Annotated in this window: 20 protein-coding genes; 14 read left to right on the top strand and 6 right to left on the bottom strand. The window is 48.3% G+C overall.

The genetic code is table 11. From position 1 onward, the window contains the following. Positions 1–18: 18 nt before the first annotated feature. Positions 19–1,728, top strand: coding sequence for a sulfate adenylyltransferase (locus tag M1L23_RS13880; RefSeq protein ID WP_252628032.1), 1,710 nt, complete (start codon positions 19–21; stop codon positions 1,726–1,728). A 29-nt stretch (positions 1,729–1,757) separates the two neighbouring features. On the opposite strand, the gene metL is transcribed toward M1L23_RS13880, so the two are convergent. Then, positions 1,758–4,211 carry a bifunctional aspartate kinase/homoserine dehydrogenase II gene (gene metL / locus M1L23_RS13885; protein ID WP_252628033.1) on the bottom strand — a complete coding sequence of 818 codons (2,454 nt, stop codon included), beginning with the start codon at positions 4,209–4,211 and terminating at the stop codon, positions 1,758–1,760. 206 nt (positions 4,212–4,417) lie between these two features. On the opposite strand from metL, the gene metJ reads away from it, so the two are divergent. Beyond that, positions 4,418–4,768, top strand: a complete 351-nt coding sequence (gene metJ, locus M1L23_RS13890; protein ID WP_252628034.1) for a met regulon transcriptional regulator MetJ — start codon at positions 4,418–4,420, stop codon at positions 4,766–4,768. On the opposite strand, the gene M1L23_RS13895 is transcribed toward metJ, so the two are convergent. Further along, entirely contained in the window at positions 4,765–6,021 is a 1,257-nt protein-coding gene (locus tag M1L23_RS13895; RefSeq protein WP_252628035.1) for a malic enzyme-like NAD(P)-binding protein, read from the bottom strand. The two genes, metJ and M1L23_RS13895, sit on opposite strands and share 4 nt — an antisense overlap. A 249-nt stretch (positions 6,022–6,270) precedes the next feature. Between M1L23_RS13895 and M1L23_RS13900 the strand changes: the two genes are divergently transcribed. Then, positions 6,271–7,257 carry a class I SAM-dependent methyltransferase gene (locus M1L23_RS13900; RefSeq protein WP_252628036.1) on the top strand — a complete coding sequence of 329 codons (987 nt, stop codon included), beginning with the start codon at positions 6,271–6,273 and terminating at the stop codon, positions 7,255–7,257. A 116-nt stretch (positions 7,258–7,373) separates the two neighbouring features. Here the strand turns inward: M1L23_RS13900 and rpmE are convergent, their stop codons facing one another. Further along, positions 7,374–7,586 (bottom strand): 50S ribosomal protein L31, encoded by a 213-nt coding sequence (rpmE, locus tag M1L23_RS13905; protein ID WP_252628037.1) that lies wholly within the window; start codon positions 7,584–7,586, stop codon positions 7,374–7,376. Positions 7,587–7,799: 213 nt separating this feature from the next. Between rpmE and priA the strand changes: the two genes are divergently transcribed. From priA to hslU, 5 genes are all read left to right on the top strand, one after another. Continuing rightward, positions 7,800–9,995 carry a primosomal protein N' gene (gene priA / locus M1L23_RS13910; protein ID WP_252628038.1) on the top strand — a complete coding sequence of 732 codons (2,196 nt, stop codon included), beginning with the start codon at positions 7,800–7,802 and terminating at the stop codon, positions 9,993–9,995. Between the two features lie 119 nt (positions 9,996–10,114). Then, positions 10,115–11,863, top strand: coding sequence for an arginine--tRNA ligase (gene argS, locus M1L23_RS13915; RefSeq protein WP_252628039.1), 1,749 nt, complete (start codon positions 10,115–10,117; stop codon positions 11,861–11,863). Between the two features lie 3 nt (positions 11,864–11,866). Continuing rightward, positions 11,867–12,442 (top strand): SPOR domain-containing protein, encoded by a 576-nt coding sequence (locus M1L23_RS13920; protein WP_252628040.1) that lies wholly within the window; start codon positions 11,867–11,869, stop codon positions 12,440–12,442. Between the two features lie 125 nt (positions 12,443–12,567). Next, positions 12,568–13,107 carry an ATP-dependent protease subunit HslV gene (gene hslV / locus M1L23_RS13925; RefSeq protein ID WP_252628041.1) on the top strand — a complete coding sequence of 180 codons (540 nt, stop codon included), beginning with the start codon at positions 12,568–12,570 and terminating at the stop codon, positions 13,105–13,107. Between the two features lie 2 nt (positions 13,108–13,109). Beyond that, complete coding sequence (gene hslU / locus M1L23_RS13930; protein WP_252628042.1) at positions 13,110–14,459, top strand: HslU--HslV peptidase ATPase subunit; 1,350 nt, start codon at positions 13,110–13,112, stop codon at positions 14,457–14,459. Positions 14,460–14,476: 17 nt separating this feature from the next. Here the strand turns inward: hslU and M1L23_RS13935 are convergent, their stop codons facing one another. Further along, positions 14,477–16,540, bottom strand: a complete 2,064-nt coding sequence (locus M1L23_RS13935; protein ID WP_252628043.1) for a putative bifunctional diguanylate cyclase/phosphodiesterase — start codon at positions 16,538–16,540, stop codon at positions 14,477–14,479. Positions 16,541–16,736: 196 nt separating this feature from the next. Here M1L23_RS13935 and rraA point away from each other — a divergent pair, with 196 nt between their 5' ends. Together rraA and M1L23_RS13945 are read left to right on the top strand one after the other, a co-directional pair. Then, entirely contained in the window at positions 16,737–17,222 is a 486-nt protein-coding gene (gene rraA, locus M1L23_RS13940) for a ribonuclease E activity regulator RraA (protein WP_252628044.1), read from the top strand. Positions 17,223–17,230: 8 nt separating this feature from the next. Next, complete coding sequence (locus tag M1L23_RS13945) at positions 17,231–18,283, top strand: formimidoylglutamase (protein WP_252628045.1); 1,053 nt, start codon at positions 17,231–17,233, stop codon at positions 18,281–18,283. Between the two features lie 35 nt (positions 18,284–18,318). On the opposite strand, the gene hutI is transcribed toward M1L23_RS13945, so the two are convergent. Beyond that, a complete protein-coding gene (hutI, locus tag M1L23_RS13950; protein WP_252628046.1) occupies positions 18,319–19,527 on the bottom strand; it encodes an imidazolonepropionase in 1,209 nt (402 codons plus the stop codon). Positions 19,528–19,686: 159 nt separating this feature from the next. Here hutI and hutC point away from each other — a divergent pair, with 159 nt between their 5' ends. The 3 genes from hutC to hutH are packed head-to-tail and all read left to right on the top strand — an operon-like array spanning position 19,687 to position 23,628. After that, entirely contained in the window at positions 19,687–20,412 is a 726-nt protein-coding gene (gene hutC / locus M1L23_RS13955; RefSeq protein ID WP_252628047.1) for a histidine utilization repressor, read from the top strand. 1 nt (position 20,413) lies between these two features. Next, on the top strand, positions 20,414–22,099 hold the full coding sequence (gene hutU, locus M1L23_RS13960) for a urocanate hydratase (RefSeq protein ID WP_252628048.1): 1,686 nt from the start codon (positions 20,414–20,416) through the stop codon (positions 22,097–22,099). Next, positions 22,096–23,628: a histidine ammonia-lyase gene (gene hutH, locus M1L23_RS13965; protein ID WP_252628049.1), complete on the top strand. Its 1,533-nt coding sequence runs from the start codon at positions 22,096–22,098 to the stop codon at positions 23,626–23,628. Before hutU ends, hutH begins: the two co-directional genes overlap by 4 nt. On the opposite strand, the gene M1L23_RS13970 is transcribed toward hutH, so the two are convergent. Then, positions 23,625–24,530: a bifunctional GNAT family N-acetyltransferase/hotdog fold thioesterase gene (locus tag M1L23_RS13970; RefSeq protein ID WP_252628050.1), complete on the bottom strand. Its 906-nt coding sequence runs from the start codon at positions 24,528–24,530 to the stop codon at positions 23,625–23,627. The two genes, hutH and M1L23_RS13970, sit on opposite strands and share 4 nt — an antisense overlap. A 59-nt stretch (positions 24,531–24,589) precedes the next feature. Here M1L23_RS13970 and M1L23_RS13975 point away from each other — a divergent pair, with 59 nt between their 5' ends. Then, a complete protein-coding gene (locus tag M1L23_RS13975) occupies positions 24,590–25,276 on the top strand; it encodes a spermidine synthase (protein WP_252628051.1) in 687 nt (228 codons plus the stop codon). The last annotated feature ends 5 nt before the right edge of the window (positions 25,277–25,281 follow it).

Here is a 25,281-nt window from a genome sequence, read left to right on the forward strand (position 1 = left end):
TAACAACAGGAGAATTTTATGCCTACCTCGAGCCAATTGCCTTTTGACCAATATCCCCAACAGCCTCACGGCGGCACCTTGGTTAACCAAGTGGTGCCCGAGCATTTGCGTGCTGCCGAAATAGCCCGCGCGCGTGAATTGCCGTCTATTCGAGTTGATCTTGAAGCGGTTATTACCATTGAAATGATAGCTACTGGCGTGCTTTCTCCCAACACGGGTTTTATGAACCAAGCCGACTACTTGTCGGTATTGAAAAACGGTCGCTTAAGTAACGGTGTGGTGTGGCCAGTTCCTTTAAGCTTTGCACCTATTGGTGAGCGCAATGAAGAAATTATTGCTGGCCTTAAACAAGGCGACGACATTGCGCTTATCGATGCGAACAACGAGCCCGTGGCCATTTTAACGATTGAAGACATTTTTGCTTACGATAAAGAGCACCGGGCGCAAAACTTATTTGGCACAACCGACCGTAGCCACCCGGGGGTCGACTCTATTCACCGTCGTATGGGTAACACCGCTTTAGGTGGAACCTTGCATTTGCTTAACCGGGTAGACTGGGGGCCATTTGAAAAGCTGCGCCAAGAGCCACAAGACACCTGGCGGTTGTTTTATGAAGAGAAAAAGTTTGGTTCGGTAGCAGGCTTTATTACCGGCGCAAACCCATTGCATCGTGGCCATGAATATATTCACCGTAATGCTTTAGAAGAAGTAGACGGCTTGTTTTTACAGCCATTGGTAGAAATGGCCAAGCGTGAATATGTGCGCCATGAATACCGTATGCTGGCCTACCGTAATGTGCTCGACACCTACTACCCGAAAGAACGCTCAATTCTGGCGCCGTTACGGGTTACATATATTTTTGCCGGCCCGCGCGAAACCGTACTGCATGCACTGATCATGAAAAACTACGGTTGTACTCATGCCTTAATTGGCCGCGACCATGCGGGTATTGGCAGCTTTTACGACAAATATGCCAGCCATACTATTTTTGATCAGTTTACCCCCGAAGAACTTGGTATCGACATCCGTTTATTCCATGAAGTGTTTTATTGCACGCGCTGTGCAGCCCATGCGTCTACCCAAACCTGCCCTCACGATGAAAGTGTGCGGATGAATATTTCTGGTACGGGTATTCGTGAAATGCTGCGTCACGGTATTATGCCGCCAAAAGAAGTGGTGCGCCCGGAGTCTGCTTTAGCCGCCATACAAGGCGTGCAGCCAAAGGGAGTGGATGAGTTCGGTACGGCTATGTCGCCAGTGGGTAAAGTGGTTAAAAGCATGTACCCCTTCTACTTAACCCACCACGGGCTAGGCGGTGCAAAGCGCGCCCAGCCGTTGGCCATGGAAGACTTACAGGTGAGTGATTTAGAAGCTGCCACCAACGATGTGCGCCGCCATGCCACCGATATTTATAACGACGTATACACAGAATACACAGCGCTACTTGATCATAATCGCGCCTTGCAACCGAAATGGCTAGAAGACGCGCGCTGCGCATTACGCTCACAACAAGAGCGAATTATAAGTGATTTAGAAGAGAAACTGAGTCAGGCCCCCGACACCGCTTCCGACGAGTTTATGTACCAAGACAAAGCGGAAGTAGAGCGCGAGCTGGTGCTAGCGAAGAAATTGTTAAGCGAGATACCGCAAGCGTTAGAACCAAGGGATTTCGAGCAACGCACCTGGAACGTTTTACCCTACAAACGTTATCGTGGTGATGACTCCTAACAGTAGCTGAGGCCAGCCAAATGGCTGGCCTACGGAGTTGGAGCGCTGCCTAAGCGCGACAGTAACTGATGTAAATCAGATTGCACACCGCCGGCAGTTACCTGCTTGCCGGCGCCAGGGCCGCTAATAACCAGTGGCATGTCGTTATACCATTCGCTAAAAATAACAAAAATATTTTCGCCTGGAATTAGGTTGGTAAGCATGTCTTTATCGGAAATAAAGTCGATGCCTACACGTGCGTTACTACGATCGTTTTCAACTGAAAAACTAGCCATTAAACGAGGTAGTTTGCCATCAACGCGGGCTTCAGCCCAAAGTTTTTCCATTGGCTCGTTCAATTCGTCTAAACGCTGCATAAACTCGTCTAAAGGAAGAGTGGCTAAGTGTTCTGGCACCAAGCTTTGCACATCAACGTCGCCCCAGTCGAGCGAAGCACCAATATCGCGGGCAACAATCAGTAACTTGCGCACAATGTCTTGGCAAGACAAGTCTTCCCGAGGGTCTGGCTCTGTATAACCTTCTTCTTTGGCGCGACGTACTAAGTCGCCAAAACTTTCAATGCCTTCGTCGTAATTTTCAAATAGCCAGCTTAGCGTGCCTGAAAAAATACCAGAAATGCTTCTTATCCGGTCGCCCGAGCGAATTAAGTCTTTAATGGCATAGTTCAAAGGTAGGCCAGCGCCCACGGTGGTGTTGTACAGCCACTCGCGCTCCCACTCTTGCTGAATGGTACGGATTTCACGATACATAGCTTCAGGGGCCGCTCCTGCACGCTTATTGGCACTGATTATATGCAAGCCGTTGGCGAAAAAGCTGGAGTAATGACGAGCAATGTCGTCGGAATCGGTTAAGTCGATGGCTACTAGCTCGTCGTAGGGCGCATTCGGCAGTTCACGCAACAGTTCTGTGAGCACATAAGGGCGGGCTAAACGGTTGAAGTCGTCTTGCCAGTTATTTAGTTCAACGCCATTATAGTCAAGCCATAAACGCGATGAATTAGCGACACCCATAATTTTAACGTCGATAGATTCATTTATATGATCACGCTGTTGGCGGAACAATTTAAGCCATTCGCTACCAATATTGCCACAGCCAATAACCAACAAACCAACACTACGGCGGAAATTAAACAACAAGCTATGTAGCCGGTTTAAAAAACTGTGGTCGAGCTTTTGCCCCAAAATAGCAATGGCAGAATTGTTGTTTTCAGCCACCGCAAAGTGGTGCAGGTGCTGCTCGTCTACTTCGCGCTTTAGTACAGCGAACTGGCGGGTTTCTTTAATTCGTGCACCCACTAAGGCCACCATGCTGTAGCCGCTGATTTCTCGCACCTGCTCGGCGGCGTCTTGCTCACTAAACCACTGGCGTACATATTCCAGTAGGTTTTGATGGAACGCAAAATGTTGTTTGCCGTTATTAATCCAGCTAATAAGTGGCTCAAGGCCTTTTTCATTAAAGGCGCGCAGTAGCTGTTTGTGTTCTAAAGCAATGCTAAATAGGGTTACGTCTTGTAACGACGTAAGTACCTTACCTTGGGCATCGGTATAGTCGTACTGGCCAATACGGGTTTGTTGATTTTCAACTTTTAAACTCGAACGCACGCTAATCACCATGCGCTCACGGTTTATCGGCTGAAAGGTACGCGGGTGTAATACCGGGCTGCCTAGCCGAGCTAATTCTTCCGCTTCCGCCCAATCGAGAGAGGGTAAACTAACCACCCGTTCAACTTTTCGTGGGTCAGCACTGTAAACGCCGGCAACGTCTTTCCAAATAGTGGTTTGGCGGCTGTTTACTAAACTGCCAATAAGGGTTGCCGAATAGTCGCTACCATTACGGCCAAGCAGCAAGGTGCGGCCGGTACCTGCTTCGGCACAAATAAAACCAGTAACAATAAAGCGCGTGCCCGGATAGGGTGCAATGCGCTCTAACAGCGCGGCGCGGGAAGGGGCGGTATGAATAACTGGCTCAGCGGCGTCGTCGGCAGTTAAAAAGGTACGGGCGTCGATATAGTCAGCACGGGTACCTTGGCGTTGTAACAAAGCCGCTAGTAAACGAGCCGACCACAATTCGCCGTAGGCGCACAATTCAGCTCGCTCAATATGTTCGCCACCAATAAGCCAACGTTGCCAACGGGCAAAGTCTTGTTCGGATAAGGCACGGCATACTTCAAGTGGCCGGCCAGCCAACAATTCGTCAATTAAGTCTTGCTGGTAGCGCTGTAATGAGTCGAGCAGGCTAGCCGCATACTCTGGGTCATTTTCTCGCGCTTCTATAATAGCAATAATGCGATTAGTGGTGTCGCCCGCAGCAGAAACAATAACTAAGTCGCTGGTGCCCGCATGCTCTGTAACAATACGCGCCACTCGGCGGTAACAATAAGCGTCGGCCAAGCTACTGCCGCCAAACTTATGCATATGCACTTCATCGGCAATGGTTTGAATGCGTTCAGGCGTAACATTTAAGGGAACTGCTGCTGTGCTCATGTTGTAACTCAACCACTTTTATTGTTGTACCAACCTGCAGTACAGAATTGTATTTTCCAATGCTTGGCATGATAGCGAAACTTTTTTGCAATTGGAAGTTTAGATGGCTAAATGAATTCTCATCAGGCATAATCTTTACCCATAAGATATAACTAAAAGGCGGGGTTTACCGCCACATTTGCAAATATTTACCGGAGGTTTAACCAATGAAGTGGAATGGTGATTATATTTATCCTTATGCAGAGCATGGAAAGAAAGCCGAGCAAGTTAAAAAGGTAACCGTTTCTATTCCGCTGCGGGTATTGAAAGTTTTAACCGACGAGCGTACGCGTAGGCAAGTGAATAACTTGCGCCATGCCACCAACAGTGAATTGTTATGCGAAGCCTTTTTACATGCTTTCACCGGACAGCCATTGCCAACCGACGACGACTTAAGAAAAGACAACCCGTACCGAGTGCCAGCACGGGTGCGTGAAATTCTTCAGGCCCAAGGTATTGAAATTGGACCAGAAGAATTATTTGAAGACACCATGAGCCTAGATTTAGACGAAGGTTAGTCAGCCATGTAGTTTTTCGGCAGATCAATGCGGGCAACGCCAGACGCAACCGCAGCTTCAGCCACAGCCCGCGCTACGCGCTGACACAAGCGTGGGTCCATGGGCTTAGGAATTATATATTCGGGACCAAATACCAGCTTGTCTACGCCTGCCGAAACCAATACGCTTTCTGGCACGGGTTCTTTTGCTAACTGGCGAATAGCTTCTACTGCAGCTATTTTCATTTCATCATTAATGGCGCTGGCGCGCACGTCGAGTGCACCACGGAAAATAAACGGAAAGCAAAGCACGTTATTCACTTGGTTTGGGTAGTCCGATCGGCCTGTTGCCATAATTACGTCGTCGCGGGCAGCAAGTGCCACTTCAGGGCGAATTTCTGGGTCAGGGTTTGAACAAGCTAATACCACCGGGTTAGCTGCCATGAGGCGCAAGTCATCGGCGGTTAACAAGTCAGGGCCAGACACACCTAAAAACACATCCGCATGACGAATTACTTCTTGCAATGTGCGCTTGTCGGTGTTGTTAGCAAACAGCTGCTTATATTCGTTCAGGTCGGTGCGGCGGGTATGAATAACCCCTTTCGAGTCGAGCATGTAAATATTTTCGCGTTGGGCACCACACTTTATAAGCAGTTCCATACAAGCGATAGCTGCGGCACCTGCACCCATGCAAACAATTTGCACGTCGTTAATGGCTTTATTGCAAATTTCTAAGGCGTTCAAAATGCCCGCCGCAGTAACTATGGCGGTACCATGCTGGTCGTCGTGGAAAATTGGAATATTGCACCGTTCAATCAGGGCATTTTCAATTTCAAAGCATTCCGGTGCTTTAATGTCTTCTAAGTTAATACCACCAAAGGTTTCAGCAATATTAGCTACAGTGTTAATGAAGTCTTGTGTGGTGCGGTGAGTAACTTCAATGTCGATCGCGTCTATGCCAGCAAAGCGTTTAAATAACAACGCCTTACCTTCCATAACGGGCTTCGATGCTAGAGGGCCTAAATTACCTAAGCCTAAAATAGCGGTGCCGTTGCTGATAACACCAACCAAGTTTCCTTTGGCGGTATAGCGATAGGCGTTATCTGAGTTTTCAGCAATAGCGCGTACTGGCTCGGCAACCCCAGGGCTGTAAGCCAAGGCTAAGTCTTTAGCACTTTCAGCAGCCGTGGTAAGTTCAACGCTTATTTTACCTGGGCGTGGAAATTCGTGGTAATCAAGAGCCTGTTGTTTGAATGCGTCTTTAGGGTCTGTCATGAGCGTAGCAAGTCCTTAGGCATTAAGAATAGATAAGCCCTTAGTGTAGGTACTTTTGGTGAAAAAACATATCATACCAATGCAGTTAGTAGCAAAGCGGCTATTTCTTGTTAGCTAACAGTGCGGTAACACTTGCGAGATGGGCCTCACCTCGGTATTGTAACTTCCTTGTTAATAGCCTGAAGCCGGCAACAGATCGGCAATTTTTTCTTTAACGTACGACTCAAGTCGAATTAGGTGGAAGTAAACATGAAACATTGGAGCCAGTTTTGGCGTGCAAGCAGCTCGTTAAGTAGTTTTTCTGAAGGTGCTGCTGCACAAGGCTATAGCGGTGAAGTCAAAGACTTTTGGGTAGACGCAGTAAAGGGTTTAGCGAACGATGCCGTTATTGTCGACATTGGTACCGGTAATGGCGCGTTAGCGGTATTATTGAACGACTATCGCCAAGCTGAAAAATTAAACTGGCAGCTGCATGGTGTCGACGCCGCTGACATCGCTCCCAAAGACCTTGAAGCAGCGAATGAAAGTTTAAAAGGGCGCTTCGACGGTATCGAGTTTCACTCTAAAACAGATATGAGCGCCATGCCCTTTGCAGACGCTTCAGTTGACTGTGTAGTAAGCCAGTTTGCTTTTGAATATGGTGACGAAAAAGAAGTTCTGAATGAAATTATGCGGGTGTTAAAACCAGGCGGACGTTTTATTATGATGGGTCACCACAAAAAATCGACGGTGCATAAATCAACGGAAACGGGTATTCAGGTGTTGCAGTACATTCTGCATGAAACACCGTTATTTATTCAGGCCGACTTATATTTACGCATGGCCAGCCAAGCCCTAAGAAGCCTAGACATTCAAGCTTACCAAGCCACACAAGAAGGTCAGGCGGCGGGTAAAACCGTAGAATGGTTGCTGTATCACATTCAAGATAAATATAAAAAAGAAGACGAGCAAATGTGGGTAGCAGATGTTGGTAATCGTGTTATGCAACTGGTAAGCGAGCCTAAAACAGCCGCCGAAGCAAGCCAAGCAATGCACGACTTAAACATTCAATATCAGTTACTTGCTAGCCATATATTACGTATGCAAGACATGGCCGCAGCAGCGAAAACTGAAACCCAAGTGAAAAAATTGATTACTGCAGCCAAAAAAGTAGGCGCAGTGGGTGAATTTGACGTGATGATGGCCGATGACGACGTATTTGCTTGGCTATTAACGCTAGAGAAGGGTGCTGCTTAAAAATAAGTGGTTTTATACCTACAAAAACGCCGCGAACAATATAGCTTGTTTGCGGCGTTTTAATTTTACAGCGTATTGCGGCGCCCAGTGCAGGGCCTTAGCAAAATAAGCGAAGCTTATTTAGACTTAAGTGAACCGAAACGTTGCTTGAACTTGTCTACACGTCCACCTGAGTCTACGTTTTTCTGCTTACCAGTGTAGAACGGGTGACACTCTGAACAAACGTCGATGTGCATGTCTGAACAACGGGTTGAACGAGTTTCGAATTTGTGTCCGCACGAGCAAGTTACGTTAATTGCTTCGTACTTAGGGTGGATATCTTTTTGCATTAGGGTTACCTCGAATATTTCGGGCCGCATCGCCATCCGTGCTTTCCACGAACACCATACGTGTTTAAGTAGCATCGCTACCTTAGAATAAAATGAGCGCGGATCTTATATCAGCTGCGCAGAAGGATCAAGGGCCTTGTTATTCCTTTGTGCATTTCTTTCAATCTGCATAGCAGGTAGCATAAGCGTGATCTCACTGCAGGAACTAAACTCGTGTCGATACGGTATGTACGCGTAGCATTACCGGTGCCAATGCGCCAACTTTTTGATTATCGCCTACCGGCAAGCGCAGCTTTGCCAAGCGAAGGGGTGCGCGTTCGGGTGCCTTTCGGGCAGCGGCAGCTTATTGGTTTTGTGCTAGCAACAAATGTCACGCCGGAAGTGGCGGAAACACAACTAAAAGACGTAATAGAAGTGTTAGACACGGCACCCTTATGGCCAGACAGTATGTGGAACTTGCTGCAATGGGCCGCACGTTATTATCATCACCCCATTGGCGATGTACTAAGCCATGCTGCACCAGGTTTGGTACGTCAGGGGCAACTACCTAGTTACGCCACCACCACCCGTTACCAACTTACTGAATTGGGCCGTGAACAAGTATTAAGTGCACTTAATCGTGCGCCTCAACAACAACGATTTATAGCCGCGCTACAACGTGGTGCTATGCATGCAGATGGGGTGCGGGCGCTAGACATACCTAGTAGTACCGTAAAAAGCCTGCTCGATAAAGGCTGGGTAAGCGCTGAACAATTAGAGCTAAAGCCCAGTGCGTGGCAGTGTGAAGGTGCCCATGGTGCATTAATATTAAATGAAGAGCAGGCAGCGGCAGTTGGCGCAATGTCGGGGCCTATTGAGCGCAAAGAAGCGAAAGTGTGGTTGCTCGACGGAGTAACCGGCAGCGGTAAAACAGAAGTATACCTGCAAGCAATGGAAACGGTGCTAAAACGGGGCGAACAAGTGGTGGTGTTAGTGCCAGAAATTGGTTTAACTCCGCAAACCGTGGCTCGCTTCGAACAGCGTTTTGAAGTGCCCATTGTGTCGTTGCATTCCGGCTTAACCGACAGTGAGCGGCTACAGTCTTGGCTGCAGGCTCGAGATGGCGGCGCTGCCATTATTATTGGCACTCGTTCAGCTATTTTCACGCCCTGCAAAAACATTGGTTTAATGATTCTTGATGAGGAGCACGACAGTTCCTTTAAACAGCAAGACGGTTTCCGTTATAATGCCCGCGACTTAGCCGTAAAGCGCGCTTATCAAGAAGGTTTTGGTTTAATTTTAGGCTCGGCCACACCTTCGCTCGAGTCGCTGGCCAATGCCAAAGCACGGCGCTATCAGCATTTATTATTAAGTAACCGTGCCGGCGGGGCCAAACTGGCTCACCATGCGGTCATCGACTTAAAGCAGCAGCGTTTACACCAGGGCTTGTCTGATCAACTGTTAGCCACCATGGCCAAACATTTGCAAGCGGGTAATCAGGTACTACTGTTTTTAAACCGCCGTGGTTATGCCAGTGCGTTACTCTGCCACGAGTGTGGTTGGACGTCGGAGTGCGATCGTTGCCAAGCGAATATGACCTTGCACCAACAAGAACACATGTTGCAATGTCACCACTGCGGTGGGCAACGAAGAATACCGCGCCAGTGTGGCGACTGCGGCAGCACCCAGGTTATTTCACAAGGCTTAGGCACCGAGCAGTTAGAAGAAGCCATTGCTAAGCACTTCCCTGGTTATGAAGCGTTGCGTATCGACCGCGACAGCACGCGGAAGAAAGGCCAGTTAGAGCAAGCATTACAAGACGCGGCCAATGGCAAGTTCTCTATTTTAATTGGCACCCAAATGTTGGCCAAAGGGCACCACTTTCCCCATGTTACTTTGGTGTCATTACTTGATGTTGATGGCGCATTGTATAGTTCCGACTTTCGCGCCCCAGAACGGTTAGCGCAATTGTATTTGCAAGTTGCGGGCCGTGCTGGGCGAGCAGAAAAGCCGGGCACCGTGGTATTACAAACCCACCACCCTGAACACCCGCTTATTCAAGAGCTGGTGAACAACGGTTACCGAGACTTTGCCGCCGCTGCGCTTGAAGAGCGGCAGCAAGCGTTGTTACCACCCTATGCAGCTATGGCATTGTTGCGCGCTGAAGCCACCAAACGTGACGCCGCGGAAGCGGTATTAAAAGCAATGGCGGGCTATTTAAATCAGCACCCAGAGGTTACTGTTATTGGCCCCATGTCGGCACCATTGGGGCGGCGTGCAGGCCGCTATCGATATCAGTTATTATTACATGCAGAGCAGCGAGCACCACTGCATAGTTGGTTGAAACAATTGTTGCCAACACTAGAAAAGCTGCCAGAAACACGTAAGGCCCGTTGGTCGCTCGACATCGACCCACAAGATTTCGCTTAACTGACGGTGTTTTTTATGGCCAGTAACGATTAAACTAGGCTACTGCTTTTAAATCATTATCTTTGAATTTTTATACACGCATTTTATTCGCATTAATTATACGAGGTATGGCCCGCGCCATGAGAGAACAACTAGAAGCCCTATTAACAGCAGCAATTGACACTTTAATTGCAAATGGTACTTTGCCCGCAACTGTCACGCCACGCATTGTGCTTGACCGTCCGCGCGACAAAAGTCATGGCGACTTCGCAACTAACCTCGCATTAATGTTGGCCAAGCCAGCGGGCATGAACCCACGCGCGTTGGCAGAAGCCATTATTGCGGCACTGCCAGAAAACCCGTTGCTAGAGAAAAGCGATATTGCTGGCCCAGGTTTTATTAACTTTAGCGTGAATAAAAACCAGCTGATCGAGCAACTTGAAGCCGCTTGGGCCGACGACAATTTAGGCGTGCCTGTGGCCGCACAGCCCGACACCGTAGTGATCGACTACTCGTCGCCAAACCTAGCTAAAGAAATGCATGTGGGCCATTTGCGCTCTACGATTATTGGCGACGCTGTAGCCCGTACCCTTAGCTTACAAGGCCATAAGGTAATTCCACAAAACCACGTGGGCGACTGGGGCACGCAATTCGGAATGTTGCTGGCGCACATGGAAGACGAGCTTAAGGAACAAGCAACTGAAACGCTAGAGCTAGCCGACTTAGAAACCTTTTATAAAGCAGCCAAAACCCGCTTCGACGAAGAAAAAGGCTTTGCTGATCGGGCTCGCCAGCTGGTTGTGAAGCTGCAAGGTGGCGACGCTTATTGCTTGAAGCTTTGGCAAATATTTATCGACACTTCGATGGAACACTGCCAAACCGTTTACGACCGTTTAGGCGTGCAACTGACCCATGCCGACGTGATGGCGGAAAGTGCCTATAACAATGAACTGGCGTCTATTATTACCGACTTACGTGAAAAAGGCTTATTGGTAGAAGACCAAGGTGCCCAATGTGTGTTTCTAGACGAATTTAAAGGCAAAGAAGGCGAGCCATTGCCCGTTATTGTGCAGAAAAAAGATGGTGGTTATTTATATGCCACCACCGACTTAGCCGCGGTGCGTTATCGCACCGATACTTTAAACGCTACGCGCATTATTTATGTTACCGATGCGCGCCAAGCATTGCACTTTGCGCAAATATTCAATGTAAGCCGTAAGGCTGGTTATGCCAAGGATAACGTTAGCCTAGAACATTTAGGCTTTGGCATGGTGTTGGGTAAAGACGGCCGCCCATATAAAAGCCGCGACGGTGGGGTAACGAAACTGGCCGACTTACTCGACGAAGCCGAGCGCCGTGCGCTAGAGCTTATTGCCAGTAAAGGCTCAGACTTGAGCGCCGCGGAACAAGCAGACATTGCCCGGGTAGTAGGTATTGCTTCGGTAAAATACGCCGACTTATCGAAAAACCGTACTAGCGACTATATGTTCGACTGGGACACCATGCTGAGCTTCGAAGGCAATACAGCCCCGTACTTGCTGTATGCCAACACCCGCGTAAAGAGTGTGTTCCAACGGGCAGGAATTGAACCTGTATCGTTAACAGGTACGATTCAACTAGCCACTGAGCAAGATCAAGCCTTAGCCAACAAGTTAGCTCGCTTCCCTGAAATTATTGCCAGCGTGGGTAGTAAAGGTATGCCGCATTATTTATGTGGGTACTTATTTGAATTAGCAGGCACGTTTTCATCGTTTTACGAAGCTTGCCCTATACTTAATGCCGACGATGAGGCCTTAAAACAGAGCCGCTTAAAGCTAGCGGCTTTAACCCAACGCACGCTAGAAAAAGGCTTGTCGCTATTGGGCATTGAAACCTTAGAGCGGATGTAAGCTGTGGCTGTTGATTATGCAAAAAAGAAGCCGCCTAAGCGCCGTGTGGCTCCCAAAAAACGTCAAGGGCCTGCTGCTAAGCCAAAAACCGGAGCGGTGCGTAACCAGCCTAATCGCAGGGTGTCGCTGCCACGTTTAATACTTACGGCTACGGCAGTAATAGTGTTTGTAGTGGTGTTAGTGTTACTAAAAAAACAAGGTAATTCGGCACCCGTACACCAGCAGGTGAAACAACCGCATACTGAAGAAGCATTACCAGCACCACCACAAGAGCAGTGGAGCTATATTGAAGAGTTAGAAAATAAAGAAGTTGAGGTTGTGGTGCCAGAGCGAGCGGCTTCGCGACCACGGCTTATTCAGTGTGCTTCATTTCGTAATGAAAGTGATGCCGACGAAATGCGGGCCAAAATTGCTTTTATGGGGCTGGAAGCTCAAGTACGTGCTACCCAAGGCCAAACAGGTATGTGGTACCGGGTTATTTTAGGGCCATTTGAAAATCAACGGGTTGCTCAAGCCACCACCCATAAACTGCAGCGCGGCGGCATTAATAATTGCCAAATATGGAATTGGACCGACTAATTTCATAGTTAAAAGCAAAGAAAAAAGCGACGGCCATTGAAAAAAGCCGTCGCAGCCCCTATCTAAACTCCTATGATTCACTGAAAACTTTGGCGTTGTATAACCCAAAGTAGGAGTACTTCCCTATGACCACTATCGTTTCTGTTCGACGCGGCGACCAAGTTGCCATTGGCGGCGACGGGCAAGTTTCATTAGGCAACACGGTAATGAAAGGTAACGCTCGTAAAGTTCGGCGCTTATATAAAGATCAAGTTATCGCAGGCTTTGCTGGCGGTACTGCCGACGCTTTCACGCTGTTTGAGCTATTTGAAGCGAAGTTAGAAAAGCACCAAGGCAACTTAACTAAGGCTGCAGTTGAACTGGCTAAAGACTGGCGTACCGATCGTATGCTGCGGCGGCTAGAAGCGCTTTTGGCCGTGGCCGATAAAAACACGTCTTTAATTATCACCGGTAATGGCGACGTGGTGCAGCCGGAAGACGACCTGATAGCTATTGGCTCGGGCGGCCCTTTTGCCCAGTCGGCAGCGCGAGCGTTACTAGAAAACACCGAGTTAGGTGCCATTGATATTGTTGAAAAAAGCTTAACCATTGCAGGCGACATTTGCGTGTATACCAATAACTTCCACACCATTGAAGTATTAGACGCCGAGCCAAGCAAGGAGTAATTATGTCGAATATGACACCCCGTGAAATTGTAGATGAACTAAACCGCCATATTATTGGCCAAGAAGACGCTAAACGAGCAGTAGCGGTTGCGCTGCGTAATCGCTGGCGCCGTATGCAGCTTAATGAAGAGTTGCGCCAAGAAGTTACCCCAAAAAACATTTTAATGATCGGCCCCACCGGAGTAGGTAAAACTGAAATTGCCCGCCGTTTGGCAAAATTGGCCAATGCACCCTTCATTAAGGTTGAAGCCACCAAGTTTACTGAAGTAGGTTATGTGGGCAAAGAAGTTGAGTCGATAATTCGTGACTTAACCGACACCGCTGTAAAACTTATGCGTAGCACTGAAATTGCTCGGGTACGTCACCGCGCCGAAGACGCAGCCGAAGACCGCATACTCGACGTGCTGTTGCCACCAGCGAAAAAGAACTGGACGAGCGACGAGCCAAGAAGTAGTGACGAAGAGCAAAGTGCTACTCGGCAAACTTTCCGTAAAAAGCTGCGTGAAGGCAGCCTAGACGACAAAGAAATAGAAGTTGATTTGGCTATGGCTAGCATGGGCGTAGAAATTATGGCACCGCCAGGCATGGAAGAAATGACCTCGCAACTTCAAAGCATGTTCCAAAATGTGTCGGGCGGCAAAACCAAAAAGCGTAAAATGAAAATTAAAGATGCGCTCAAGCAGCTGATCGAAGAAGAGGCCGCTAAATTATTGAATCCCGATGAAATTAAAGAGAAAGCCGTTGAAGCAGTAGAACAAAATGGTATTGTTTTTCTTGATGAAATCGACAAAATTTGTCGCCGGTCCGATATGGGCGGTGGCGGTGGCGCCGATGTGTCTCGGGAAGGAGTGCAGCGCGACTTATTACCGTTAGTGGAAGGTACCACAGTAAGCACTAAGCACGGCATGGTGCGTACTGATCATATTCTGTTTATTGCTTCAGGCGCATTTCAAATGTCGAAGCCTTCAGACCTAATTCCTGAATTGCAGGGCCGTTTACCTATTCGGGTAACATTAAAAGCCTTAACAACAGACGACTTTGTAAGTATTTTAACCGAGCCTAGTGCGTCGCTTACGGATCAATACAAAGCATTAATGGCCACGGAAGGTGTTAGTGTTCACTTTACCGAAGACGGCATTCGACGCATTGCTGAAATAGCTTGGCAAGTGAACGAGAAAACGGAAAACATTGGTGCTCGCCGCTTACATACGGTGCTCGAAAAGCTAATGGAAGAAGTGTCTTTTGTCGCTTCAGAACAAGAAGGTAGCTCGCTAACGGTTGATAAAGCCTATGTGAACGAACATTTAAATGAGTTAGCAGACGACGAAGACCTAAGCCGCTTTATTTTGTAAGTGCATATTCCAGCCGGTTAGTGGTTATTGCCACTTACCAGCTGGAATTTTGTTTGGCCCCAGTTTTTCCAGTGTTGTTGCAGTATGCCTAAGGCCAAAGGTATATCTACGGGCGGCGACATTAAATATCCCTGGGCCGAGTCACAGTCCATGTCTAATAAAGCCGACAGTTGCTCATGGGTTTCGACACCCTCAGCAATAACTTGTTTTCCCAAACCATGACTTAACTGCACTAAAGTTCGAACAATAGTTAAGTTGGCATCACTTTCTAACATTTCACTTATAAAGCTACGGTCTATTTTTATTTTGGCAATAGGTAGCCGGCGCAAATACGATAGCGACGAATAGCCCGTGCCAAAGTCGTCTATCGACACATGGAACCCCATGGCTTGCAGCTCACTAAGCACGTTTAAACCGGTATTAATGTCTGACACGGCCACGTTCTCAGTAATTTCCAACTCTATGTCTGAAGCTATTAATTCGTACTTCTGCAGTAAGTTGCGCATGTTGGTGCACAAGGCTTTACTGGTAAATTGGCGAGCGCTTAAATTAACAGCAATAGGCACCGTGCGTTCCCCTGCTAACCGCCAAGTAGAAATTAACTTACCCACATGATTTAACACCCAAGTGTCTACTTCAGACGCCATACCCAACTGCTCAGCATAGGGTAAAAACTCACCTGGCCCAAGTAAACCACGGGTAGGATGTTGCCACCGAATAAGGGCTTCAAAAGCGCTAAGTGCTTGGCGACGACCACTATAGATAGGCTGTAGCTGAATAAAAAACTCATCGCTTTGAATAGCGCGGCGCAATTCCGGCTCAATGTCGGCTAAACGAATATAGTTTTCGTCCATTCCCCGTTGATACATCATAATGCTGGGGTTGTTGGAAAGTTTGGCATTGGCAAGGGCTATATTTGCTTTGCTTAACAAGCCTTCGGTGCGGCTACCATGTTGCGGGTAACGTGCAATACCAAAACTGCACGACAAATGCACTTCGTGGCCGTCAATAATCATTGTTTTTTGTAAGCAGGTTTGAATTTGCTGCGCGAGGTCTTCCATGAAGGAAAGCCGTTTAAGATGATCAAATACCAATACAAAAACGTCGCCACTAATACGAGCGGCAAGTAAGGGCTTCGCAGGAGATTGGCGTAAGCGCTCACTAACTTCAATCAGCACTCGGTCGCCCCCACGCATACCTAGGGTGTCGTTAATGGCTTTAAAGCGATCAACCCCAATCATAAATATTGTTAAGTGGCGGCCATTAGCGCGGCATGAGTCTATAAGCAGCGGCATTTTACTCATTAGTTCGCCGCGGTTGGGTAGTTTAGTTAAGGCGTCGTGGCGGTGAAGAAACTCGGCTTGTTGCATAGCATTTATGGCTTGATGACGTTCCGACTCAAGCAGCCAAATGGTTATTCCTAGTGCCGTAATAGCAAGGACCACCACATTGAAAAAGCCTTGGTAAGCCCAAATAGACTCTTGCACATGACTTAAAGAAAATTGGTTAAACAACGCTACCAACAGCAGGTTTTTCATTCCATGCAGGCCTAAAGCTATGGAAATTAGTCGTGGCCCTAGCAAAGCAAATGTATAGCGCCAAATAAGTAGGCTAATTGCCATGAGTATCATGCCACTTAAAAATAGCATGGTTCTTTCTTGCATAAATAAAGGTACAGCAATGGGCGTGGTTATAGATGTTGTTAGTGAAAAGTCGTTTAAGCTAAATACAACCGCAGCTATATAAATAACCCAACGCCAGGGGCGTGTTGGAGGTTGCTGCCGAACAATGTCGAACACACCAAAACATAACAAAACAAGGGCAATATAAAAGCCAGATAAATGCGCATGGCTTAGAAATAAGTCGACTGGAGCGCTGCTTGGTAACCATGAAAAACTAGCCATACGGAAAAAAGTAAAGCCGGTACCAAGACCGTAATACATGGCTGCGTAGGCCCAAAAACGTAAATAAGGACGCCGATAGGTACGAAAATAGTGCAGCAACAACAGCGCAAACCCCAGCATAAGAATAGTCTGCGCGGCATAGCTGGCACTGGCTATAGCTATATTAGTTGGGTGCATACAAGTTGAACACCTTTTTTTTTATAGTTGTAATGACATTGATTTAACAGGTTTATTCACAACAAATCAACACAATCAGTGCGGTTGTTACGGTTCGTGCACAGCTACTTTTGAATAAACACGGCAATTATTTTTAACCGCAGCAGTTCAGGGGTATACTGGTGGTTAATACTTGCCTAACTGTAGGAACCTAGTCATGGAATACAATACGTCTGAACTATGTGATTTGTTTGCCGATGCTGTCGATGTGGTTGAACCAATGTTTGTTAACTACGGTGGTCGTTCGTCTTTTGGTGGCCAAGTGGTTACAGTGAAGTGCCATGAAGATAAGGGCGTTATTGAAAAAGTTCTTACGCAAAATGGTAAGGGCAAAGTGCTAGTTATTGACGGTGGTGGTTCACTTCGCCGCGCATTAATAGACATAAGTATTGCCGAAATAGCCTTTGAAAATGATTGGGAAGGTATTATCTGCTACGGCTGTGTACGCGATGTTGACGCCCTTGACGAACTCGATTTAGGAATTCAAGGCATTGCTTCTATTCCTGTAGGGGCTGATTCTGAAAGCGTAGGCGAGTCAGACATAGCCATTAATTTTGGCGGCGTTACTTTCTTACCTGAAGATCACGTATATGCTGACAACACTGGGGTTATTTTGTCGCCAGAACCTTTAGACATAGAGTAACCTAATTTATGTCGGTGGTGACTGAGTTTATTCAACGGGCCGAGCCACAGCAGTGGGTGCGGCCTCGCGACGGCGAAGTTAAGTTGGGCCAAGCAGTAGCGTGCTTACCCCAGTGCAACGATTACAAAGCCTGTTTAACCGAGCTTTATGCAGCGGGCTGCAAAGTGGCTATTGTTGGCGTGCCGGAAAGCATTGGCCCGCGAGCAAACTTAGGCCGCGGCGGAGCTGAAGGTGGCTGGAATGCCTTCCAAAGCCAATTTTATAACCTGCAAGATACCCTCGAACTGCCCATTCAAGACGTGCTAATTGTTGGTGCGGTTAACTGCGACGAATTAATGGCAGAAGCCGCCGCCTTAAATGCTAATAACGCCCATGATTTAACCCGCTTACGCGAATTATGCAGCATTCTTGATCGCCGCGTTCAACACGTGCTTAAACCTTTATTTGCCACCGGTTACGACGTTATTTTAATTGGTGGCGGGCATAATAATGCTTACCCGCTGCTTACCGCCTTACATGAAGTTACGGGGCGCAGTTGTGGCGCAGTAAACCTAGACCCCCATGCCGACTTCCGTCAGCGTGAAGGCCGCCATAGTGGCAATGGCTTTAGTTACGCCTATGTGGAAGGTGCGCTAGAACACTACCATGTGGTGTCGTTGCATGAAGGCAAAAATTCGGCAGCCAGCTTAAAAGACTTAAACGACGCCGGCTTCCGCTACCACAGTATTCACCACCTGTATGAAATGGAGTTTATTGCGGCCATGGCTGAAGTGGCTAATACAGCGGCAAGCTGGCATGCTCCACTAGGGGTTGAAGTAGACATCGACGCCATTCAATTTGCCCCTGCCAGCGCTTATAACACCACGGGAGTTACCCCAGGGCAAGCCTACCGTTTTGTTAGTGATCTGGCCTTATTACCCGAGGCACGTTATTTACACTTAGCTGAAGCAGCCCCTAGCTGCCACCCCGCCGGAGAAGAAGCAGGAATACAGCATGCGGGGCAGCTACTGAGCGAACTTGTTATTGCTTGGCTACGAGGCCGTGAAAAACGCAGCCGGTAATTGCGCTAAACAAAGCCCGCCCGGCAGTGTATAACTTAGCTGCCTGCAAACCAACGTTGCACTAAGCGGTTAATACCTAACTCGTAACACAACTCTTCTGGCGCGCTAATTTGCCATAGGGCTAAGTCGGCGCGCATGCCCTCCTTTAATTCACCTGTGTCGGTTAAGCCAAGGGCTTGTGCCGCATGCTTAGTGGTAGCTAACCAGGCTTCTTCTGGAGTAAAGCGAAACAAAGTGCAGGCCATGTGCATCATTAGTGGCAAATTAAATATTGGCGACGTACCTGGATTAGCGTCGGTAGCAATGGCCATTTTTACCCCGGCGGTACGCATCGCTTCAATGGGTGGTAATTTGGTTTCCCGTAAAAAATAATAGGCGCCAGGTAACAGCACGGCAACAGTGTCGGCAGCGGCCATAGCGGCAATGCCCTTGTTAGACAAATACTCTAAATGGTCTGCCGAAAGGCCGTTATAACTGGCCACTAAACTGGCACCGTCTTGATCACTTAACTGCTCGGCATGTAACTTCACTGGTAAACCAAGCGCCTGCGCTGCTGCAAATACTCGTTCGGTTTGTTGGCGGGTAAAACCAATGTTTTCACAAAACACGTCTACGGCGTCGGCTAATCCTTCTGCCGCAGCGGCGGGCAAAATAGTGTCGCAAATGTATGTAATGTAGTCGTCGGCACGGTCTTTATATTCAGGAGGCAAGGCGTGGGCTGCAAGTAATGTGGTTACCACACGTACTGGCAATTCCTCGCCTAGTTTACGGGCTACCCGTAGTTGCTTTAATTCGTCGTCTAGGCTTAAACCGTAGCCCGACTTAATTTCAATACTGCTTACTCCTTGTGCAATTAGCGCCTCGGCGCGCTCTTTCGCACTGGCAAACAACTCAGCTTCGGTTGCGGCCCGGGTAGCGCGTACGGTAGAAAGTATGCCACCGCCGGCAGCAGCAATGGCTTCGTAACTTACCCCATGCAACCGTTGTTTAAATTCATTGGCACGGCTGCCGCCCCACACTAAATGGGTGTGGCAGTCGATGAGTGCGGGGGTTAACAGGCCACCTTTACCATTCACATTGGTTTGGGGTGACTCTTTCAAAGGCTGCCACTGTGCCGGCAAGTCGGCTTCTTTTCCTACCCAAACAATACGCTGGTGTTCGCAAACTAAAGCGCCTTGTTCAATTAAACCCAAATTTGAGTCGTTCATGGTGGCTACGGTGAGGTTATGGAACAAGGTAGGCATAGCTACTCCTAAATAAAAAATAAGTCATTCAATGCAGTAAACACCATAGTTGTTTAGAGCTTCATTGAACAGCTGACAACAATAAACTTACTTGCTAATGTATATACAACAAATCGAGTGACTACGCAAAAGTAACGCGCCTTTTATGTGGAGCCGGCAATGTCAAAGTACGAACAGATTAAAGAATATATTTACCAAAAAATTGAAAGTGGTGAATGGCCAGAAAACCATCCGGTGAGTTCAGAAAATGGCCTAGCGGGACAATTTAATGTAAGCCGTATGACCGCTCGGCGCGCGCTACAAGAATTAGCCGACGAAGGGTTAGTAACTCGGGCCCGCGGCTCGGGCACTTTTGTGGCACCGTTAAAGTCGCAGTCGGCTTTGCTTACTATTCGTAATATTGCCGATGAAATACGCACGCGACAGCATCAGCACCATGCAAAAGTGGTGCTGATGGAAGAAGTATCAGCGCCACCTACCCTTGCCACGTTTTTACATGTGCCAAATGGCAGCAAGGTGTGGCATTCGGTAATCATTCATTTTGAAAACGACCAACCCGTACAAGTGGAAGACCGCTATGTAAACCCGCGCTTAGTGCCTGAATACGGCCAGCAAGACTTTACCGCCTGCACCCCCCATGAGTATTTGTGCGAGGTAACCCCGCTTACGGAAGCAAGCCACCAAATTGAAGCAGTATTACCCGACCAACAAACTATGCAATGGCTAGGTTTAAGCGAGCCAGAACCTTGTTTGCAAATTAATCGACGCACCTGGTGCAGCGACGGCGTGGTGAGCCAAGCTACGCTAACTCACCCGGGCTCAAAATATAGATTGGGCGGTCACATAACCTTCCGCTCGCCACGAAAAACCAAAGGAGAAGTGTAATATGAAAGTAACACGTATCGACCCTAGCCGTGTTATTCGCGCGGCACGTGGAGCTGAAAAAACAGCTCTGAGCTGGCAAACAGAAGCGGCTAAACGCATGCTGATGAATAACCTTGATCCTGAAGTGGCTGAACACCCTGCAGGGCTAGTAGTTTACGGTGGTATTGGCCGTGCCGCCCGCAACTGGGAATGTTACGACCGTATAGTTGAAGTGTTAGACAGGCTTACCGACGAAGAAACCCTATTAGTACAAAGCGGCAAACCAGTCGGGGTGTTCCCCACCCATAAAAACGCCCCACGAGTATTAATAGCTAACTCGAACCTAGTACCAAAGTGGGCCAACTGGGAACACTTTAACGAACTCGACCGTGCCGGTTTAATGATGTACGGCCAAATGACAGCCGGTAGTTGGATTTACATTGGTTCACAAGGCATTGTGCAAGGTACCTATGAAACCTTTGGTGCAGTGGCTCGCCAACACTTTAATGGTAACGCCGCAGGTAAGTGGGTGCTTACAGGTGGGCTAGGCGGTATGGGTGGTGCACAGCCACTAGCCGCGACTATGGCAGGTTTTTCTATGCTTGCAGTCGACGTGGACGAAACCCGTATCGACTTCCGTATTCGTACCCGCTATGTCGACGAAAAAGCAGCTGATTTAGACAGCGCCTTAGCCCGCATTGAACAGGCAAACAAAGAAGGTAAGCCGGTTTCAGTTGGCTTGCTTGGTAACGCTGCCGACGTATTTGCAGAATTAGTAAAACGCGGTATTACCCCAGACGTAGTCACCGACCAAACTTCGGCTCACGACCCTTTAAATGGTTATTTGCCACAAGGCTGGACCAATGAACAAGCAGCGCAAGCGCGTTTAGAAGACGAAGCGAAAGTAGTGAAAGCCGCCAAACAAAGTATGGCCGTGCAGGTTAAAGCCATGCTTACCATGCAAGAGCGCGGCGCCGCCACGCTAGACTACGGCAATAACATTCGCCAAATGGCCCACGACGAAGGTGTAGAAAATGCCTTCGACTTCCCAGGCTTTGTGCCGGCTTATATTCGCCCACTGTTCTGTGAAGGCATTGGCCCATTCCGTTGGGTGGCGTTATCGGGTGATCCGGAAGACATTTACAAAACCGATGCCAAAGTAAAAGAGCTACTACCAGACAACAAGCACCTGCATAACTGGCTCGACATGGCCCGTGAGCGTATTGCTTTTCAAGGCTTGCCGTCGCGTATTTGTTGGGTTGGTTTAAAAGACCGTGCCCGCTTAGGTGTTGCCTTTAATGAAATGGTACGCAATGGCGAGCTAAAGGCCCCCATTGTTATTGGCCGTGATCATTTAGACTCAGGCTCTGTTGCAAGCCCGAACCGCGAAACAGAAGCCATGATGGACGGTTCCGACGCCGTGTCCGACTGGCCACTACTGAATGCGCTGTTAAACACTGCTGGCGGTGCCACGTGGGTTAGTTTGCACCATGGTGGTGGTGTAGGCATGGGGTACTCACAGCATTCGGGTGTAGTGATTGTTGCCGACGGTACTGACGACGCTGAACAACGCTTGCAGCGCGTACTTTGGAACGACCCAGGTACAGGCGTTATGCGCCATGCCGACGCCGGTTACGATATTGCTAAGAAATCAGCCGTAGAGTGCGGCTTAGACTTACCTATGATTGAAGAGACACAAAAGCCATGAGCTACCAACTAGAATTACAACCAGGCCAACTTACCTTGGCTCAAATGCGCCATATTAGCCGTTCTCCAGTGCAATTAACGTTAACCGAATCTGCTTGGCCGGACATTGAGCGGGCGGCGAAAACCGTGGCCGACGTATTAGCGGAAGGCCGTGTTGTGTATGGCATTAATACCGGTTTTGGCTTGTTAGCCAGTACGCGTATTGCAGCAGACCAACTTAGTGACTTACAGCGCCGCATTGTTCTTTCTCATGCGGCAGGCGTTGGCGAGCTAATGGCCGACTCGGTCGTACGCTTAATGTTGGTACTTAAAATAAACTCACTCGCCCGTGGTTATTCTGGCATTCGCCCAGAAGTAATGCGATTTTTACTAGAGCTGCTCAATAACGAAGCCTACCCATGTGTACCTTCTAAAGGCTCGGTAGGTGCATGTGGCGACTTAGCACCCCTAGCGCATTTAGTCCTGCCGTTGTTAGGTGAAGGTGAAATACGCTACCAAGGGCAAGTATTACCTTCGGCAGACGTGCTTAAAACACTCGGCATGGCACCAATGACACTGGCGCCAAAAGAAGGTTTAGCGTTATTAAACGGCACCCAAGCGTCGACCGCATTGGCCTTACACGGCTTATTTGCTATTGAAGACGTGTTCCGTTCAGCGCTATTGGCCGGTGGTATGGCGGTGGAAGCGGCCTTAGGTTCGCGCACCCCGTTCGACGCCCGCATTCATGAGGTTCGTGGCCAGCTTGGGCAAATTGATGTAGCAGCAGAATTACGCACTATTTTAGGCGCAAGCAGTGAAATAGGCAGCTCGCATTTAGACTGTGAAAAAGTACAAGACCCTTACTCACTCCGTTGCCAACCACAAGTAATGGGAGCTATTTGGGATCAAATCCGTAATGGCGCCATTATTTTGGAACGAGAAGGGAATGGCGTAACCGACAACCCGCTGGTGTTTTCCGACGACAACGACATTCTTTCTGGCGGTAACTTCCATGCCGAGCCTGTAGCACTAGTGGCCGACAGCTTAGCTGTGGCATGCAGTGAAATAGGCTCTTTGTCTGAACGCCGAATTGCTTTATTAGTTGACCGTACATTAAGTAATTTGCCAGCTTTCTTGGTGGAAAATGGTGGGGTGAACTCAGGCTTTATGCTGGCGCAAGTAACGGCAGCGGCTTTAGCTTCAGAAAATAAAACCCTGTCGCACCCTGCCTCGGTAGACAGCATACCAACGTCGGCGAACCAAGAAGACCATGTGTCGATGGCCACTTTCGCAGCGCGCAGGCTAGAAGATATCGCTGAAAATACAGCGTCTATTGTGGCAATTGAATTGCTCGCTACAGCTCAGGGTATCGACTTCCGCCGGCCGTTAAAAAGTTCGCCAGTGGTAGAAGCAACCTATACAAAGGTGCGTGAAAAGGTGTCTTATTATGCAGAAGACCGCTACTTTTCGCCCGACATTATTGCCATTACTAAGTTAATTCGCAGTGGTGAATTGTCGCAGTTAACAGCAATAAAAATGGCCCGCGGTTAACGCGGTGCTTTTACTACATAGCGCCCGGTGAACATGGCGGCGAAATCATCGCCGTCATATAACGCCACCGACAAGGTTAGCCGGGCGTTTCTACCTTCCAGTAAGTTATCAAAGTTTCCTTCAACATCAACCAAGTTCGATACGGCTCGGGCATGTTCGGCAATGGGCAGTTTGTATTCAATGTTTGCCTCAGCTAATACAATGTCGCCGTTAACTTTTAATTCCTGCATGTGTAAATGCAGCATGCCCCAGCCTGCTAAGGTTGCTAAGGTATAAATACTGCCTGCAAACATAGTGTGGTGCACGTTAATGTTGCGCGCCAAAGGCGCCCGTAATTCAAGCGTACGGCCAGTATATTGGTAAATGCGAATGCCCATGGCTTTACTAATGGGAATGTCGCTGTGCCATATTTTCTGCAGTGCGTCGCACCAATCAGGGCGGTACACAATATAGTTTTTATTGTTTAATACTTTGACTAGCTGGTGCTCGGCCATGGGGTTTTTAACCGTGTTGGCCTCTTCTTTTAGCACATAACCACAGCGCTGGTAAAAGCCAAGGGTGTTATCGCGGCAGTTTATTATGGTGCGTTTGGCACCTTGGGCGAGGGCCGCCGACTCGAGCGCATAAATTAAGGCAACACCTTGGCCGGTACCTTGGTAGTCAGGATCAATCGCCATAAAGCGAATTTGTGCTTCGTCGGGGCTGTTAAAATGAATACGGCCCACGCCAATAGCACGGCCTTCTTCATTCACCAGCATGCGATGCTCGCCTACTTGGTCGTATTCGTCTTGTTCTGATCCACGGGGGCGGTGAAATGGCTTGCGTAACACGCGCCAACGTAGCTCGTAATAGCGCTCAAAGCTTTCATCTGTATGTGGAATTACTATGGTAACTTTCGACATTGGTCTTCCTACGACAATGGCTTACACTGAGTTCTCATATTGATAACGGGAGAACACGGGTGACAGAGCCGTTAACTGGCCAAGCGCTAGAACAATTGCTTCAAGAAGCAACAATAATAACACTGACTGGAGGCATCGAGGTTAGATTAGTCGTTCTTGAGAATCAAGATTATCGGCTATTAGTGCTAAATGGCTCGGTGCAATCGGTGCAAGACAAGCGGGACCCCGCAAGGTTGGTGTTAGCGCATCAAATACCATTATTGGCGGCCCTTGCGGCAGTGCCTGAGCATGGTAACGTATTAGAACTAGGCTTAGGCGGTGGTAGTGCCATGGCTTATGCACGGGCCCATTACCCAACGCTAAATTGGTTATGCTTAGAACAGTCGGCTAGAGTTATTTCACTTTATTTTGACTACTTTGCTCCTGCCACCGTTATACCCGAACAACGCATTCTTATGGCTAAAGCTTATGAATGGTTAACAACAAGCTGGCAGGGCCCGCAGTATGATTTAGTGTTGTGCGACGTTTATGACCGTTTAGATGTTCAATTTATAACCGCCTGCGCCAAAGTGGTTAAGCCGGGTGGAGTGCTAGCTATTAACTGGTTACCGCATTTGCAAAACGATAACTTAGGTGACAGCGAACTCGATTGTTGTGCCGCCATAGCTGGATGGTTGCGCACTCAGCAAAATGTTGCAGGATTTCGTAATCGAGTATATCAACTTACCAGACCGATATTAGAATAACGCTA

This window comes from Aliidiomarina quisquiliarum (assembly GCF_023922585.1).
GTDB lineage: Bacteria > Pseudomonadota > Gammaproteobacteria > Enterobacterales > Alteromonadaceae > Aliidiomarina > Aliidiomarina quisquiliarum.